This window comes from Geobacillus thermocatenulatus (genome assembly GCF_002217655.1).
Classification (GTDB): domain Bacteria; phylum Bacillota; class Bacilli; order Bacillales; family Anoxybacillaceae; genus Geobacillus; species Geobacillus thermocatenulatus.
This window is the reverse complement of the sequence record NZ_NEWK01000002.1, coordinates 1,340,188-1,355,621: the sequence shown is the minus strand read 5'-3', so window position 1 is coordinate 1,355,621 and position 15,434 is coordinate 1,340,188. Positions and strand designations below refer to the sequence as shown.

Here is a 15,434-nt window from a genome sequence, read left to right as displayed (position 1 = left end):
CTGAGAGAGGGGAAGGAGCGCATCTTCCCCTCTTTGTTTGCCGCATGTTAAGGGAGGGAGAGTCAGGTGCTGTCGTATGTTGTGAGAAGGGTGCTGATGGTGATCCCGGTGTTGTTTGGCATGTCGCTTGTCGTCTTTTTTATGATCCGAGCCATTCCAGGCAACCCGGCGCAAGTCATTTTAGGGCAAAAAGCGACGAAAGAGGCTGTAGCGGCTTTGACCCATAAGCTGGGGTTGGATCAGCCGTGGTATGTGCAGTATGTCAAATACATCGGCGGTTTGCTGCACGGTGACTTAGGCGAGTCGATCCGCACCGGTGCCCCCATCGCCGAAGAAATTTGGCCGTATTTAGCGGCCACGATTGAACTGTCGCTGGCGGCGATGCTGATTGCGGTGATCATTGGCGTGAACGCCGGCATTATTAGCGCTTGGTTTCAAAATTCATGGTTTGATTATATTGCGATGGTGTTGGCTCTCATTGGAGTGTCGATGCCGATCTTTTGGCTTGGCTTAATGGAGCAATGGCTGTTTTCCATCCAGCTCGATTGGCTTCCGACATCAGGACGGGAAGACGTGCGCAACCCGATTGAACCGATCACCCATCTTTATCTCGTCGATACCCTTCTGTCGGGGAACACCGATCAGTTTTGGCAAGTGGTGCAGCATCTTGTCTTGCCGAGCATGGCGCTGGCGACGATCCCAATGGCGATTATCGCCCGCATGACGCGCTCAAGCATGTTGGAAGTGATGAAATCGGACTACATTCGCACCGCTCGCGCGAAAGGGTTAAGCATGTTTTGGGTCGTGTACAAGCATTCATTAAAAAACGCCATTATTCCCGTGTTGACGGTCATTGGGCTGCAAACAGGGCTGCTGCTCGGAGGAGCGATTTTGACGGAAACGATTTTCAGCTGGCCCGGCATCGGACGCTATATTTATGATGCAATCGGGTATCGGGATTATCCGGTGATCCAATCAGGCATTTTGATCATTGCCACTATTTTTATTTTCATTAATTTAATCGTGGATTTGCTGTATGCGATCATTGATCCGCGCATTAAGTACAATTAAGAGGGGGAGGGCGCCTATGGCTGAACTAGCACGCACGCCGGCAACACCGCCAGCGGCAATGGGGGAGACGGAATCCGTTTCTTTATGGAAAGAAGCATGGCGGCGATTTCGAAAAAATAAAATCGCCTTGGTCGGCGCTGGGATCGTTTTATTTTTCATCATTGTCGCCCTCTTGGCGCCGTGGCTGGCGCCGTATGATTACAAGGAACAGCAATTGGCCGAGCGGCTGCAGCCGCCTTCTGGGGAGCATTGGTTCGGCACCGATGATTTCGGCCGCGACATTTTTTCCCGCGTGATATATGGAGCCCGCATTTCCCTGTGGGTCGGATTTTTTTCCGTGCTCGGCTCGGTCGTGGTTGGTTCGCTGCTTGGCATTATCGCCGGCTACTATGGGCGCTGGATTGATGGGGTGATTTCGCGTTTGTTTGACATTATGCTGGCGTTTCCGAGCATTTTATTGGCGATCGGCATCGTTGCTGTGCTCGGGCCTTCTTTGCAAAACGCCCTCATCGCCATTGCGGTCATTAATGTACCGAACTTTGGGCGGCTCATCCGTTCTCGCGTGCTAAGCATTAAGCAAGAAGAATACATTATGGCAGCGAAAGCGATCGGCATGAGCGACTGGCGCATTTTATTCCATCATATTTTGCCCAACAGCCTCGCGCCGATCATCGTTCAAGGGACACTGGCGATCGCCACGGCCATTATCGAAGCGGCCGCACTGGGCTTTTTAGGCTTGGGGGCGCAGCCGCCCAATCCGGAGTGGGGGAAAATGCTATCGGACGCCAAAGATTTCTTGACTCAGGCGCCGTGGACGATGATTTTCCCTGGATTGGCGATCATGCTGACGGTGCTTGGCTTTAACTTAATGGGCGACGGGTTGCGCGATGCGCTTGACCCACGGATGAAAAATTGAGACAGGCGGTCCGCTACGAGCGGCCGCCTGCTGACTTTTCCAGCTCTTTTTCCAGCGTTTCATCGTAATGGTAGTGATGGTAACTGTCAATCAGTTTATCTAAATGTTCAAGGCGATCCCCATAATCCATGATCGCTCCGATTAAAGAAAACAACCGATAATCGCCCGGCGGTTGGCCGTCCGCATAAAAGGCGGAAGTGAGCTGCTCGCGCTGATGATGAATTTCCTCGGCCCGTCTGCTGTGAGGGAGCGGCTTTGCCTTATGGATAAATTTCAGCAACAGTTGCTCATGGTAGTCAAGCAAGCAGCCAAGATGCAGGCAGATGGCTTGACGAAGCTCGGCGGGCAAGCGGCTGAACTCGTTTTCGAGCCGGTGCAGCCATTTTAAGACAGATAAAGCCCGATCGGCCGCTGCTATCATTTGCCGGTACAACACGAGTTTGCGAGATTTTTGAAAGCGTTGGCGTCGAAAATACGTGCGTTCTTCTTTGTACATAAAATATAGATGCTCGAGTTTGGTCATTTCTTCGTGTCGTGTTTCAATTTCTTCCTTCAAATGGTGATGGTTGGCTGCCTGCTGTTTATGCAGGCGGATCCATTTTAAAATGGCCTCTGTTTCTTCGCTGATTTTTTCATATACCTTTTTTTCGTATTTTGGCGGCAAGAAAATCAAGTTGACGACAAAGGCAGCGAAAATACCGAGCATCATCGTGAAAAAGCGAATGGCCGCAAATTCAATGAACTGGCGGTCTGTATATTCCATAATGGCAATGACGGTGACAAGCGCTACGGAAATCGTCGATGATTCAAGGCGCATTTTTAGGCAAAGGGCGATGACGAGCATCAGCGTCAAACCGACGATCAACGGATCGCGTCCAAGGATAAGGACAGCGGCAATGGCGAACAAGGCGCCGATCACATTCGCTTGCACTTGCTCGATCAGCGATAAATAGGAGCGGTAAATGGTCGGCTGCATGGCGAACACAGCGGAAATGCCGGCGAATGACGGCGATGGAAACTGAAAGAGCGTTGCTAAGAACAAGGCGAGCGCCACTGCGATCCCCGTTTTGAAAATGCGGGCACCGAGTTTCATCTATATCAAAACTCTCCTTTTTGTTTTGGTGGACCATTCAGTACTATACACAGTTTCATCCTATGTGCGCAAGGAAAAAATATAACGCCCCGCCGAAATCGACAGGGCGTGAAGGATCAAAAGGAGATCGGAGCATGTGCGTCGCGTCGGTTGGAGAGGCGGATTGCCATCTCTTGGCGGAAATGGTCGCCATTCAGCCATTGGTTTCGCCCCGCTGTGGAATGGATGAGCGCCAGCGGCTGGCCGGGAGCGAGCGGTTCGGCATGGCCGCCCTGCGGATGAGAGGCGATGAACACACGAGAGGAATCGTCCGTTTTCCAAAGCGCTCCGGCTGTTCCGGCGACCCATACAGCTTCTTGTTCGAAGCTGGCGACAAAACATGCCGGCATTTGTCCGAGCGGCTGAAAGCTGTGTTGTTTGGCCGCGTCGGGCCAAAAAGCAACTCCGGCTGCCTCGAGCAGGCTGTAACCGTGGTCGTAAATGAGCGCCTCCACAGCACCAACAGACATTTCCCCGCAATGGACAAGCATGCCGGCTGAACCGAGCCGGTGATGGCAAAGGGAGGCGTCTGCTTGCCCGACATAGGCGAACGCGGCGGCTGAGGCGAGAAACGGATGGGATACATCCGGTTCGCGCAACAAATCAGCCAGCGTATCTGCTTGATAGACAACATGAGTGTGGCCGAGCGAAGCAACGCGGACGTGCGGCTCGCGTTCCATAGCGGCCGTCAGCCGAAACAAGCGGTCGGATAACGAAAATACATCGCCTGGCAGCATGGCGATTTGCCAAAACAAGGCGCTTTCATCTGCGGATGGCCGGATGGTTTCGAACAGAAGAATGAAGCCAAACTGTTTGCACAATTGGCGAAGGTGCGCCCGAATCCGCTCCGCGTCAGCGGAAGGCGCAATGTGTATATGGCCGACGGTGAAATAGCTGTTTGTTGCAATTTCTGGATTTTGTCCGGCATTAGCCAGTTTTTCCATCCATAGTTTGCGCGGGATGTCCAGCTGAATCGCAGCGTTTCCTTTTGCGCCCCATTGGGCAAGCGTCTGAAGGACAGCTTGGACATGTTCGTTGGTCGGGATGTTCCGCTTTTCCACGGCCGCCAACAACAGGGCGCCGCGCTGGTTCGCTTCGTTTGCCAAACGATATGTACGTTGCTCCATATATACTTAGGCGCGGTCGGGAGGGCGTTCTCCCCTCGGCGCCGGTCACCTCCTCCACTGCTTGCTGGATGAAAAATGCGAGTCTTAATTTTCAGAATTTGGTGTTTATCATACCATGCAGGCAGGTGGAAATCAATGACCCTTTCCCGTTCTCCTGCGTTGTTCACAAAATTGTCAACAAGTGCAGCGAAAACAAAACATCGCCCGTCTGACGCGGGCGATGTTGGATGAGGGTGACGGAGGCGTAAGCGATTATAGCTGCCGGAACGCCTTGCCGACCGCGTCGATCGTATAGGCGATATCGTCTTCCGTATGGGCGAGGGTGATAAACCATGCTTCGTATTTCGATGGCGCGAGATTGATTCCTTGTTTTAACATCAGTTTGAAAAACTTGGCGAACATCTCGCCGTCGCTTTGTTGGGCTTGCTTGTAGTTTTCTACTTTTTCGTCAGTGAAGAAGACGGTGAGCGCGCCTTTTAAGCGGTTGACAGTCACCGGCAGGCCGCATTGGCGAGCATGGGCAAGGATGCCCTCTTCCAGCATGGCTCCCAATTGGTCGAGATGCTCATAGACTCCCTCTTGTTTCAACACTTCAAGGCAAGCGATGCCCGCAAGCATCGACGCCGGGTTGCCGGCCATCGTCCCGGCCTGGTACGCTGGTCCGAGCGGAGCGACTTGTTCCATAATGTCTTGGCGTCCGCCATATGCCCCGATCGGCAAGCCCCCGCCGATGATTTTCCCCATCGCTGTCAAGTCGGGCTCCACACCGAGCAAGTTTTGCGCTCCGCCGTACATAAAGCGGAAGGCGGTGATCACTTCGTCGTAAATGACGAGCGCCCCTTCCTTGTGAGCAATCTCATTGATCGCTTCTAAAAAGCCCGGTTTTGGCAGGACGATGCCGAAGTTGCCGACGATCGGCTCGACGAGGACCGCTGCGACTTGCTCGCCCCAAACGTTCATCGCTTCGCGGAACGATTCGACATCGTTGTATGGCACGGTAATGACTTCTTGGGCGATGCTCGGCGGCACGCCGGCTGAGTCCGGCGTCCCCAACGTCGATGGGCCCGAGCCGGCGGCGACGAGCACAAGATCCGAATGGCCATGGTAGCAGCCTTCGAATTTGACGATTTTGCTTCGTCCGGTGTAGGCGCGGGCGACGCGGATCGTGGTCATCACCGCCTCCGTTCCCGAGTTGACAAACCGCACTTTCTCGAGCGACGGGATCGCCTCTTTTAACATTTTGGCAAACGTGATCTCATGCGGCGTTGGCGTGCCGTACAACACACCGGTCTCGGCGGCGCAGCGGATGGCTTCCGCGATGTGTGGATGGGCGTGCCCGGCGATGATCGGTCCGTAGGCGGCCAAGTAGTCGATGTACTTGTTTCCATCCACATCCCAAAAGTAGGCTCCTTGCGCCCGCTCCATCACGACTGGCGCACCGCCGCCGACCGCTTTGTATGAGCGGGACGGGCTGTTCACTCCACCAACAATGTGCTGGAGCGCTTCTTCATATAATTGTTCTGATTTGGTCCACTGCATGGCTTGATCCTCCTGTTTCCGTTGACTGCCTCTTTCTATAGTAAACCGATGAGAATCAAACTTCAATGCTGTAGTAGGTGTAAGGGAGTGCCGGCTGAAAAAATCCGGCAAGAAATCGTTTGTTTCCGTCAATTGACGACGGTCGATCGGCGAGTGGGCGTTGATGGAAGATGAACGCAGGGCGGCGGCTGGCGCAATGGCGTCAACAGACTGGAAAACAAAAAAGATGCAAATGGCGGCGATTCATGTATAATGCAACATAGGAGAAGGGCGCATGCCGCCTTTTTCAATTGACGCCAAGGAGAGGCCAGGAGGAAAATGATGAACGCGATTGAAGTAGAACATTTGCGCAAAGAATTTAAAGTGCACAAAAGCCGCTCCGGCCTTGTCGGAGCGTTTCGCGATTTATGGACGCGCCGTTATACGCTCGTTCGAGCGGTTGATGACATTTCGTTTGCTGTTAAGCAAGGGGAAATCGTCGGCTATATCGGCGAAAACGGCGCCGGCAAATCGACGACGATCAAGATGTTGACCGGCATTTTAACCCCAACGTCTGGGCGCATTGTCGTCAACGGAATGAATCCGCATAAAGAACGGGAAAAATTCGTGCGCACGATCGGCGTCGTGTTCGGCCAGCGTTCGCAATTATGGTGGGACATCGCTGTTCAAGAATCGTTTCGCTTGTTGAAAAAAGTGTACCGCGTCTCAGACGAGCAATATCGCCGCCATATGGGCGAGGTGATTGACATGCTTGAGATCGGCCCGCTGCTTGATAAACCGGTGCGCAAGCTGTCGCTTGGCCAGCGGATGCGCTGTGAGCTTGCCGCCGCGCTCATTCACAACCCGCCGCTGTTGTTTTTGGATGAACCGACGATCGGCCTTGATGTGCTTGTCAAACTCAACATCCGCCAGTTTTTAAAGCAATTGAATGAACGGTATGGCACGACGATTCTGCTGACGACGCACGACATGTCAGACATTGAAGCGCTTTGCGAACGGGTCATTATGCTCGATGAAGGGAAAATCATTTACGACGGGTCGCTTGAGCGCCTGAAAGAAAGATGGGGCCAAGGAAAACGGGTCGCCTTTACGTTCGCCGAAGCGGTGACGTCCGCTTTTTTGCAGCAGTTGACTGAAGGGTTGGAGGTTGTTTGGAAAAAAGGTGAACAGCCAAACGTTTGGGTCTCGCACGTCCCATCAGGAGGCGTGCCGGAAGTGGTCAGTCGCGTGGCTGCCCGTTGTGCGCTGCAAGACATTCGCATTCATGAAGTGCCGACGGAAGAAATCGTCCGCAACATTTATGAAGAAGGTGCTGTCCGTGGATAAGTATATGGAAATGGTCCGCATCCGCTTTTTAATGATGCTCGCCTACCGGACAAACTATTACACTGGCATTTTGATTTACGCCATTAACATCGCAGCGTATTACTTTCTTTGGTCAGCCATTTATGGCGGTAAATCATCGATGCAAGGGATGTCGCTTGGGCAAATGACGACGTATGTCGCCATTTCGTGGCTGGCGCGGGCGTTTTATTTTAATAATCTTGACCGTGAAATCGCCATGGAAATCCGCGATGGAAAAGTGGCGGTCGAACTCATCCGCCCGTACAGCTATTTAGGGATGAAAGCTGTGCAAGGGCTTGGCGAAGGGTTGTTTCGCCTTTTCTTTTTATCGCTGCCTGGGCTTTTTTTCGTATCGCTTTTTTTGCCGCTTCAGTTTCCGGGACACGCCAAAACGTGGCTGTCTTTCGGCTTGTCGCTTCTATTTAGCTTTATCATTTTTTCGGAGCTGAACTTGCTTGCGGGGGTTGTGACGTTCTTTACGTTCCGAAATGAAGGGTTGCTTAGGGCGAAGCGGTTTATTATCGATCTATTTTCCGGTCTTATTTTGCCTTTGTCGTTTTACCCGGATTGGGCGCAGCAGCTCATGGCGTATATGCCATTTCAAGCCATTAGCTATATTCCAAGCATGATCATTACGGAAAGCTTCCAAGGCGCCGCTGTAAGCGATGGATTGTTCACGCAGGCGGCGTGGTGCGTGCTGTTATGGTTTCCGATCGCGCTGCTATGGCGGGTGGCGAAAAAACGGCTTGTTGTGCAAGGGGGGTAGACATTGTTTTACGTATCTGTTTTTTTTCAATATATGGCCCAGTACATGAAGACAAAATTGCAATACCGCACTGATTTGCTCATTGAATGGTTGTCCGACTTAATGGCGCAGGCGGTCAACTTGGTATTTTTGCTGGTTGTGTTCGGCCATACAACGCTGCTTCACGGCTGGTCGCGCGATGAGATTTTGTTTATTTACGGTTTTTTTCTTGTTCCGTATGCCGTATTTGGCGCCTTTTTTAACCTTTGGGATTTTAATGAACGATATATTGTGCAGGGGGAAATGGATCGCGTGTTGACACGCCCGCTAAACAGCCTGTTTCAAATTGTTTTGGAGCGGATGGAGCTCGAATCGTTGCTTGGCGCTGTGCCCGGGCTGATCATTATGCTGTATGCCGGCAGCCGCTTGTCTCTTTCATTTCATTGGTATGATGTCTTCGTGTTTATTTTGCTTGTGATTGGCGGTGCATTGATTTATGCCGGCATTTTCATTTCACTGGCGACGATCAGTTTTTTTGCCGACGCCCGCACCTCCATCATGCCGATGATGTACAACATCAGCAGCTATGGCCGCTACCCGATCGATATTTATCATCGCGTCATCCGCTATATTTTAACGTGGGTGCTGCCGTTTGCCTTTGTCGGCGTTTATCCCGCTGCTTATTTTCTTGATAAAAAGGAATGGTACAGTTATGCCTTTTTCACCCCAGTGGTCGGCATGGTTTGCTTCACCGTTTCGGTCATGCTTTGGAACGCCGGGGTGAGACGATATCGCGGGACGGGGAGCTAGGCGCCCCGCCCGTTTTTGTTCATTTGCCATCAAAATGACAAACAATGGTCAAGCAATCGACACAATCTTGTCTGTATCGTTAGCATGTTGTGGCGTAAAATAAAATGTGAATATATTCACAAAAAAGGAAGAAGGGGTGAATAGTGATGAAAAACGGGAGAGGAAATCGGGTAGCGGTCGTCGGCACCGGGTTTGTCGGCGCCAGTTATGCGTTTGCCTTAATGAATCAAGGGATTGCCGATGAGATCGTGCTCATCGATGCAAATGAAAACAAGGCTGAGGGCGATGCGATGGACTTAAACCATGGGAAAGTATTTGCGCCGAAGCCGGCTGACATTTGGCACGGCGATTACGATGATGGCCGCGATGCCGATTTGGTTGTCATTTGCGCCGGCGCCAACCAAAAACCGGGCGAGACGCGGCTTGATCTTGTGGATAAAAACATTGCCATTTTCCGCTCGATCGTTGAGTCGGTCATGGCATCTGGATTTCAAGGGGTGTTTCTTGTCGCCACCAATCCGGTCGACATTTTAACGTACGCGACGTGGAAATTCAGCGGCCTGCCGCAAGAGCGGGTGATCGGATCGGGCACGATTTTGGACACGGCGCGGTTTCGCTTTTTGTTGGGCGACTATTTCGCCGTCGCCCCGACGAACGTGCACGCCTATATGATCGGCGAACACGGCGACACTGAGCTGCCGGTCTGGAGCCAGGCTGATATCGGCGGCGTGCCGATCCGCAAGCTGGTCGAGTCCAAAGGGGAAGAAGCGCAAAAAGAGCTTGAGCGCATTTTTATCAATGTGCGCGACGCTGCCTACCAAATTATTGAGAAAAAGGGAGCGACGTACTACGGGATTGCGATGGGGCTTGCCCGAGTGACGCGCGCCATTTTGCATAATGAAAATGCCATTTTGACCGTTTCCGCTTATTTGGACGGTCCATACGGCGAACGTGATGTCTACATCGGTGTGCCTGCTGTGATCAACCGAAATGGCATCCGCGAAGTGATTGAAATTGAACTTGACGAGGAGGAGAAACAATGGTTCCACCGTAGTGCTGCGACGTTAAAAGGTGTATTGGCGCGCTATTTTGCGCAGTAAAGCGCAACGATTGGCTTCGTCTGACGGGACGCTGGCTTGCCAAATGGGTCGGGCGATCCGGTGGAATACAGGAGTGCTGCCGATTCAAGCAGGGTGCGGAGGGTCATGCGGTATAATCGCCCGGTTGTCCGCGTATATATGAACGACGGACCAAAATGGGGGGAACGTGATGGATTACGCCTTCCTTGGCATTGTTGCCGCCGTACTGCTCGGCAGCATCACCTCGCTTTGGACAGTGCGCGTGCAAGCGACGCATCGCATGTCACTCGATAGCTTATGGGTTCTCGTCCAATGGTATTTAACGATGTTGCTCGGTTTTGCCATGATTTATATGATTTTACAAGTAAACGGCCATGCCGTGTTTACCCCATCCCCAAATAGCGCATCGAAAGATCGTTTGTCGCTGCTTGAAGACAGCTTGTATTTGAGTGGCATGACGCTTTTGTCGGTCGGATACGGAGACGTTACTCCAATTGGCGTCGGGCGGTGGATCGCCATTGCCGAAGCGCTGCTCGGCTACATTATGCCTGCTGTCATCGTGACGCGCACCGTGTTTGACTGGGATCATCGCTGATATGAATTGCAATTTCCCCTCGTCTTCGCTACGCTAAAAGAAAACGAAGAAGACGGAGGGAACGACATGACGATTGCCATTGGCCAGCCAGCTCCAGATTTCACTTTGCCGGCAAGCAATGGGAAAATGGTTTCGCTGTCTGATTTTCGCGGCCGGTATGTGGTGCTTTACTTTTATCCAAAAGACATGACCCCGGGGTGCACAGCCGAAGCATGCGACTTTCGCGATCGCCATGCGCAGTTCGCTGAGTTGAACGCCGTCATTTTAGGAGTGAGCACTGACTCGCTGAAGCGGCATGAAGCGTTTATCGAAAAATACGAGTTGCCGTTTTTGCTTCTTTCCGATGAGCAGCATAAAGTGGCTGAGCTGTACGGGGTATGGAAGAAAAAGAAAAATTTCGGCAAAGAATATATGGGCATTGAGCGCTCGACGTTCATCATTGCTCCTGACGGAACATTGGCCAAAGAATGGCGCGGAGTGAAAGTGAAGGGTCACGTCGATGAGGCGCTGGCGGAAGTTGCCCGACTAGCGTCATCTAGGTAAGCGTCCAGACAATGTACATCGTTTTGCGTATGATACATAGTAACCTCCTCAAATGAATGACATCAGAGGCGGAAACAATTTCCGCCTCCTTTTTTTGTTAAAACGGCGTCTGAGCCTATATATTAATGGCATCTATATTGACAAATGGCATGTATTCTTTGTAGACTAATTATAAATATTATAAAGTGATAATTTTTTTCGTCTTTGAACAGAGAGTGAGGTGCATGACGGTGTCTGACAACGAGCAACTGAAGGAAGCGCTTGACATGTTGAAAAAGACAGGCATACGCATTACGCCGCAGCGTCATGCGATATTGGAGTATTTGATCAGCTCGATGTCCCATCCGACGGCTGATGAAATATACAAAGCGCTCGAAGGGAAATTCCCGAATATGAGCGTAGCCACCGTCTACAATAACTTGCGCGTCTTTAAGGAAATCGGGCTTGTCAAAGAGCTGACGTACGGCGATTCGTCCAGCCGGTTTGACTTCGTCACTTCCAATCATTATCACGTCATCTGTGAAGAGTGCGGCAAAATTGTCGATTTCCACTATCCAGCGCTTGATGAAGTCGAGCAGCTTGCCGCTCACGTCACCGGCTTTAAGGTCGACCATCATCGCATGGAAGTGTACGGAATCTGCCCTGACTGTCAAAAAAGCGGGGCGCCGGCGCATTCGCATTAAAAAAGCTGATAGCACAAGGCGGCTATCAGCTTTTTCTTTTTTTGTTGTACTTTTCGTCAAACTCTTTTCCTTCCAGTTCGCGGTCTAACGTCAACGGTTCACGGCAAAACATACATAAATCGACGCGTCCGAGCATTTTTGTCACTTTGCCGCACGACGGGCAAACAACTTGGACGGCTCTCGTCGAGAGTGTACCGATCCAAAAATATACAATGCCACTGGCGACAAGAAACAACATCCCAAACAACATAAACAACGTCATGATGACCGGGGACGTACGAAAAAACAGCCCAAGATACATGACAATGACACCGATAAAAATCAAGCTTAAGGCGAAAGTGCGAATTTTGTTGATTTTGCTCGAATATTTGATGCTCATCACAGTCCCTCCTACATAGACCACTATACCATAAAACCGGGTCTCATCGCGAAGAAGAAATCAACAAAATCGACGTTTTAAAGAAAGGAATTCCTTGTTTTTTGTCGAATAACGAACGACGTCAACAAACGACAGCTTCATGGATGCGAGCATTCTGGTCTTTCTGAAATGAAACAGACGTTGACACCATTGTTTGAACATCTGCACAAACGCAATGTGATGATTGATGACGGTGGAAGGGAGGAAAAAAACGTTGCAGAAAAACAGCCGGCTCAAAATGGGAACGTATGGTTGTCTGTCAATCGATATGTGGGGATATCTGAGGGATTTGTCCGCCGGATATCGCGGTCGGCTTTCTGCAACGGACGCGAGGTATGAAAGAATTGGTGCATCCCATCTGTCACGAATGGGCAAACCGCTGCAACACGCACGGAATTTTAATGATTGAAAAGACGGCTTGCCATGCAGCCACAACGGATACGTTTGATGTCGTGCTGCTCGTCATTGTCGACCCACAAAGCGAGCCTATGGTTCTCAGACAGTATTCACGAAACGAGAAAAAGGCGGTGCTTTATGCAGTCAGTGAACGGCAGTTAAATGAATGGCTTGTTCTCGGGTCACATCGAAAGGCGGTCGACTGGGTGTTCAACGGAAAGGTCGTGTTTGACCGAAACGGCTATGTTCAGCAGTTGCGCCAGCGCCTTGAGCAATTCCCGCCTAAAGAACGGCGATTGAAAATGGGACTCGAGTTTGCCAAACTGATCCGCCGCTATACAGATGGCAAGGCGCTGTTTGCCGCCAAGCATTGGCTTGACTCATACAACCATATGGTGCAAGCCCTCCATCATTTGGCGCGATTGACCGTGATCCAGCACGGACTTTACCCGGAAGTGACCGTATGGAATCAAGTCAAGCGAATGGATGGAAGGATTTATAAACTGTATGAAGAACTCGTCGGAAGTGAAGAACCGCTTCCGAAACGGCTGGAACTTTTGTTGCTGGCCAGTGAATTTTTGATTCATTCTTACGTAGAATCAGGTTCCTCTCATTTATGCGAAGCGCTGAAAGAAAAAAATGGTGCTTGGAGCATTGAGGAAATGACCGGTCATCCGCAGTTTGCGCCTTACTCGATTGATCTTGTCATCATGCTTGAGTATCTTGTCGAAAGGAAAGTGCTAACCGTCGTGGAAATGCCGACAAAAGGAAATACAATGTTCGAACGGTATTACCGTTGCAAAAAAGAATTTTGACGGTCCCCTTCCTCTTATACCAAAAAAATGGAATGTAACCGATGAAAGGATGGATACTATTAGAAATTTCATTGTGTTTATACAAATATCAGTTGCCAAGATCATCGAAGGAAGGAGGCAACGCGGCCGAAAAAAGCTCTTGACTTCCTTGTCGAACGATGATATATTTTAAATCGCTGCCGCGGCGGGAAAATGTTGCGGAGTGGTATGAATAAAAGGATGTTGACAACGAACAATAAAAATGCTATGATGTAAGGGCCGCTTTAGGAAGTGGAAACAAATTTGCGTTTGAGGGAGTTTAGAGGAGTTGGATTCCTCGACGCAAGACTGCAACGAAGCAAGTTCAAGAAGAGGTCTCGTTCCTTGAAAACTGAACGAAACGAAGTGCGACGAAAAGCGGAGGCCGCATGGGCCAAAGCAAAAGCCAATCAACTTTCTTTTGGAGAGTTTGATCCTGGCTCAGGACGAACGCTGGCGGCGTGCCTAATACATGCAAGTCGAGCGGACCGGATCGGGGCTTGCCTTGATTCGGTCAGCGGCGGACGGCAAAGAAGCGGGGCGAAGCCTTCATGCTTGGGCGTTCCATCAATTGCAAACGATGATCGCCTATAAAGCGGAAATGGCGGGCATTCGGGTGGAGTGGGTGAATCCAACCTACACGAGCCAAACGTGTAAATGTGGTCATCGAGAGAAAGCGAACCGAAACGGCATCCGCTTCCGATGCCAAAGGTGTGGATACACTCTCCACGCCGACTTGAATGGCGCGATCAACATCGCCAAAGCGATTTCGGGCTTTGCCGTCTAACCTAGCGCACTGGTCACAGGTGCGCCGCCCATCGGGGTACACTCTAACCCGATGGGACGGGGTGATGACACACCCCGAAGCTTTTGCGTTGTCCGAACCAGAAATGGATGAGGACGCGAACGACCCAAGAATCCCATGACTTTAGGCGTGCGGAGTGTCAAAGATGGACGCCACGAACGCTTCGCAAATAGGAACGGAAAATCAAAAATGTCCTCCTTCACCAAGGGATGATGGCGATTCGCTTAGTCACGGAAAGGCTATTTGGGCAAAGAGATGGCCTCTATGGTCAATGTTTGCTGACAAACGGCGTCCCATTCTGTCTCACTGTTTCTGATTGTTCGATTCTCCTTGTAAATTTAGAGCGTCGTGGAACGTATGTTTTTAAATAAAAAATGGAAGAAATTTGAAAAAATATGTACATATCTTCCAATATTTGATATAATATAATTAGTGAGATATAAAGGAGGTGGGAAAAATATGAAAGAAAGACAAATGACAGCTGACGAAATTATTGAGGCCATCCAAAAAATGAACAACGAAGAACGTTGGAAATTGCTTGATAAGATGTACGAAATGTATTTCAATAAAGAACACTTAATTATAAAAGAAAAACGTGAGCTCTTAGAGGAGGACGAATATTAATGAAAGGTGAAATCTGGATATACCTCGACACTGAGAGCTCAAAGAAAAGACCAGGAGTTATAATTGGTTGCGGTGCTACAATTGCGGATATAGATGTGACGATCGCTAAAGTAACAAGTCAACAACCAAGAAATGAATTCGATGTTCCAATTGAGCATTGGCAAGAAGCTGGTTTAATAAAACCCTCAGTGGTTCGATGCACAAAACTAAAGACTTTAAGCAGTTTGGAACTTTTATATAAGGTCGGAACACTTCATGAAGACGATCTAAAGAAAGTTATCGAAGCTGTAATCAAATATCTAACGTCATAAGGGGCAAGAAGCCCTTTATTTTTATCCTTTTTCTTTTTTTACAATCCGAAGGCTTCTGCCAACAACTCTTCATCCTTATTTTTTAAATACCTCTGAGTTGTATCAATGGACTCGTCCTCCATATATCTCGACTTTGATAGAATGCGGCGGGTGCTCTGCTGGATGTAAAAAGATAAACCAAAAAAGCTCTACAAACACCGGACTGATTCAAAAGAAAAAATGTGTTGACAAAAACAAAAAAGGGTGATAAATTATAAGAGTCGCCTTTGAGGAGGTAATCCTTCGGGCGATAAAGAGATTGATCGTTCCTTGAAAACTGAACGAGACGAAGCGCAACGAAAAGCGGAGATCCGATATTTCGCCTAAAAGCAACCCGCGTTCTGCGGGCAACGGCGAAATATCGCCATCCTGGCGATCGCGACGGGCAAATGTTCTTCACCTCGAGGGGTGCTTGCACCCCCGA

At 50.2% G+C, this 15,434-nt stretch carries 16 protein-coding genes and 1 pseudogene; 13 read left to right on the top strand and 4 right to left on the bottom strand.

What is annotated here, in order from left to right:
• The first annotated feature begins 66 nt into the window (after positions 1–66).
• Both B9L19_RS15885 and nikC read left to right on the top strand, forming a co-directional pair.
• Positions 67–1,071: an ABC transporter permease gene (locus tag B9L19_RS15885; RefSeq protein WP_025949124.1), complete on the top strand. Its 1,005-nt coding sequence runs from the start codon at positions 67–69 to the stop codon at positions 1,069–1,071.
• Between the two features lie 16 nt (positions 1,072–1,087).
• Entirely contained in the window at positions 1,088–1,987 is a 900-nt protein-coding gene (nikC, locus tag B9L19_RS15880) for a nickel transporter permease (protein ID WP_015373973.1), read from the top strand.
• Between the two features lie 13 nt (positions 1,988–2,000).
• Here nikC and B9L19_RS15875 read toward each other — a convergent pair whose 3' ends face one another.
• From B9L19_RS15875 to B9L19_RS15865, 3 genes are all read right to left on the bottom strand, one after another.
• A complete protein-coding gene (locus tag B9L19_RS15875) occupies positions 2,001–3,080 on the bottom strand; it encodes an FUSC family protein (protein WP_047752254.1) in 1,080 nt (359 codons plus the stop codon).
• Positions 3,081–3,196: 116 nt separating this feature from the next.
• Positions 3,197–4,225 carry a glutamate synthase gene (locus tag B9L19_RS15870; RefSeq protein WP_047752263.1) on the bottom strand — a complete coding sequence of 343 codons (1,029 nt, stop codon included), beginning with the start codon at positions 4,223–4,225 and terminating at the stop codon, positions 3,197–3,199.
• Between the two features lie 273 nt (positions 4,226–4,498).
• The gene (locus tag B9L19_RS15865; RefSeq protein ID WP_025949127.1) at positions 4,499–5,785 is read right to left on the bottom strand and encodes a glutamate-1-semialdehyde 2,1-aminomutase; all 1,287 of its coding nucleotides are present in this window, start codon (positions 5,783–5,785) and stop codon (positions 4,499–4,501) included.
• Between the two features lie 321 nt (positions 5,786–6,106).
• Here B9L19_RS15865 and B9L19_RS15860 point away from each other — a divergent pair, with 321 nt between their 5' ends.
• The 7 genes from B9L19_RS15860 (at position 6,107) to perR (ending at position 11,584) form a co-directional block, all read left to right on the top strand.
• Positions 6,107–7,111 (top strand): ABC transporter ATP-binding protein, encoded by a 1,005-nt coding sequence (locus tag B9L19_RS15860; RefSeq protein ID WP_025949128.1) that lies wholly within the window; start codon positions 6,107–6,109, stop codon positions 7,109–7,111.
• Positions 7,104–7,895: an ABC transporter permease gene (locus tag B9L19_RS15855; RefSeq protein ID WP_025949129.1), complete on the top strand. Its 792-nt coding sequence runs from the start codon at positions 7,104–7,106 to the stop codon at positions 7,893–7,895. Before B9L19_RS15860 ends, B9L19_RS15855 begins: the two co-directional genes overlap by 8 nt.
• A 3-nt stretch (positions 7,896–7,898) precedes the next feature.
• The gene (locus B9L19_RS15850) at positions 7,899–8,684 is read left to right on the top strand and encodes an ABC transporter permease (protein ID WP_025949130.1); all 786 of its coding nucleotides are present in this window, start codon (positions 7,899–7,901) and stop codon (positions 8,682–8,684) included.
• A 146-nt stretch (positions 8,685–8,830) separates the two neighbouring features.
• Positions 8,831–9,784: an L-lactate dehydrogenase gene (locus B9L19_RS15845; protein ID WP_089113983.1), complete on the top strand. Its 954-nt coding sequence runs from the start codon at positions 8,831–8,833 to the stop codon at positions 9,782–9,784.
• Positions 9,785–9,953: 169 nt separating this feature from the next.
• Positions 9,954–10,358, top strand: coding sequence for a potassium channel family protein (locus B9L19_RS15840; protein ID WP_013522997.1), 405 nt, complete (start codon positions 9,954–9,956; stop codon positions 10,356–10,358).
• A 66-nt stretch (positions 10,359–10,424) separates the two neighbouring features.
• Positions 10,425–10,901: a thioredoxin-dependent thiol peroxidase gene (bcp, locus tag B9L19_RS15835; RefSeq protein WP_025949132.1), complete on the top strand. Its 477-nt coding sequence runs from the start codon at positions 10,425–10,427 to the stop codon at positions 10,899–10,901.
• A gap of 224 nt (positions 10,902–11,125) precedes the next feature.
• Positions 11,126–11,584 (top strand): peroxide-responsive transcriptional repressor PerR, encoded by a 459-nt coding sequence (gene perR, locus B9L19_RS15830; RefSeq protein ID WP_025949133.1) that lies wholly within the window; start codon positions 11,126–11,128, stop codon positions 11,582–11,584.
• Between the two features lie 25 nt (positions 11,585–11,609).
• On the opposite strand, the gene B9L19_RS15825 is transcribed toward perR, so the two are convergent.
• Positions 11,610–11,963 (bottom strand): YgzB family protein, encoded by a 354-nt coding sequence (locus B9L19_RS15825; RefSeq protein WP_011229983.1) that lies wholly within the window; start codon positions 11,961–11,963, stop codon positions 11,610–11,612.
• 374 nt (positions 11,964–12,337) lie between these two features.
• On the opposite strand from B9L19_RS15825, the gene B9L19_RS15820 reads away from it, so the two are divergent.
• From B9L19_RS15820 to B9L19_RS15810, 4 genes and pseudogenes are all read left to right on the top strand, one after another.
• Entirely contained in the window at positions 12,338–13,213 is an 876-nt protein-coding gene (locus B9L19_RS15820) for a nucleotidyltransferase-like protein (protein WP_025949134.1), read from the top strand.
• A 541-nt stretch (positions 13,214–13,754) separates the two neighbouring features.
• A pseudogene (locus B9L19_RS19690) lies at positions 13,755–14,209 on the top strand (RNA-guided endonuclease TnpB family protein); the annotation flags it as partial.
• Between the two features lie 286 nt (positions 14,210–14,495).
• Complete coding sequence (locus tag B9L19_RS19120; RefSeq protein ID WP_167372757.1) at positions 14,496–14,660, top strand: hypothetical protein; 165 nt, start codon at positions 14,496–14,498, stop codon at positions 14,658–14,660.
• Positions 14,660–14,971 (top strand): type II toxin-antitoxin system PemK/MazF family toxin, encoded by a 312-nt coding sequence (locus B9L19_RS15810; protein WP_025949720.1) that lies wholly within the window; start codon positions 14,660–14,662, stop codon positions 14,969–14,971. The genes B9L19_RS19120 and B9L19_RS15810 overlap by 1 nt, the downstream gene beginning before the upstream one ends.
• Positions 14,972–15,434 lie beyond the last annotated feature (463 nt).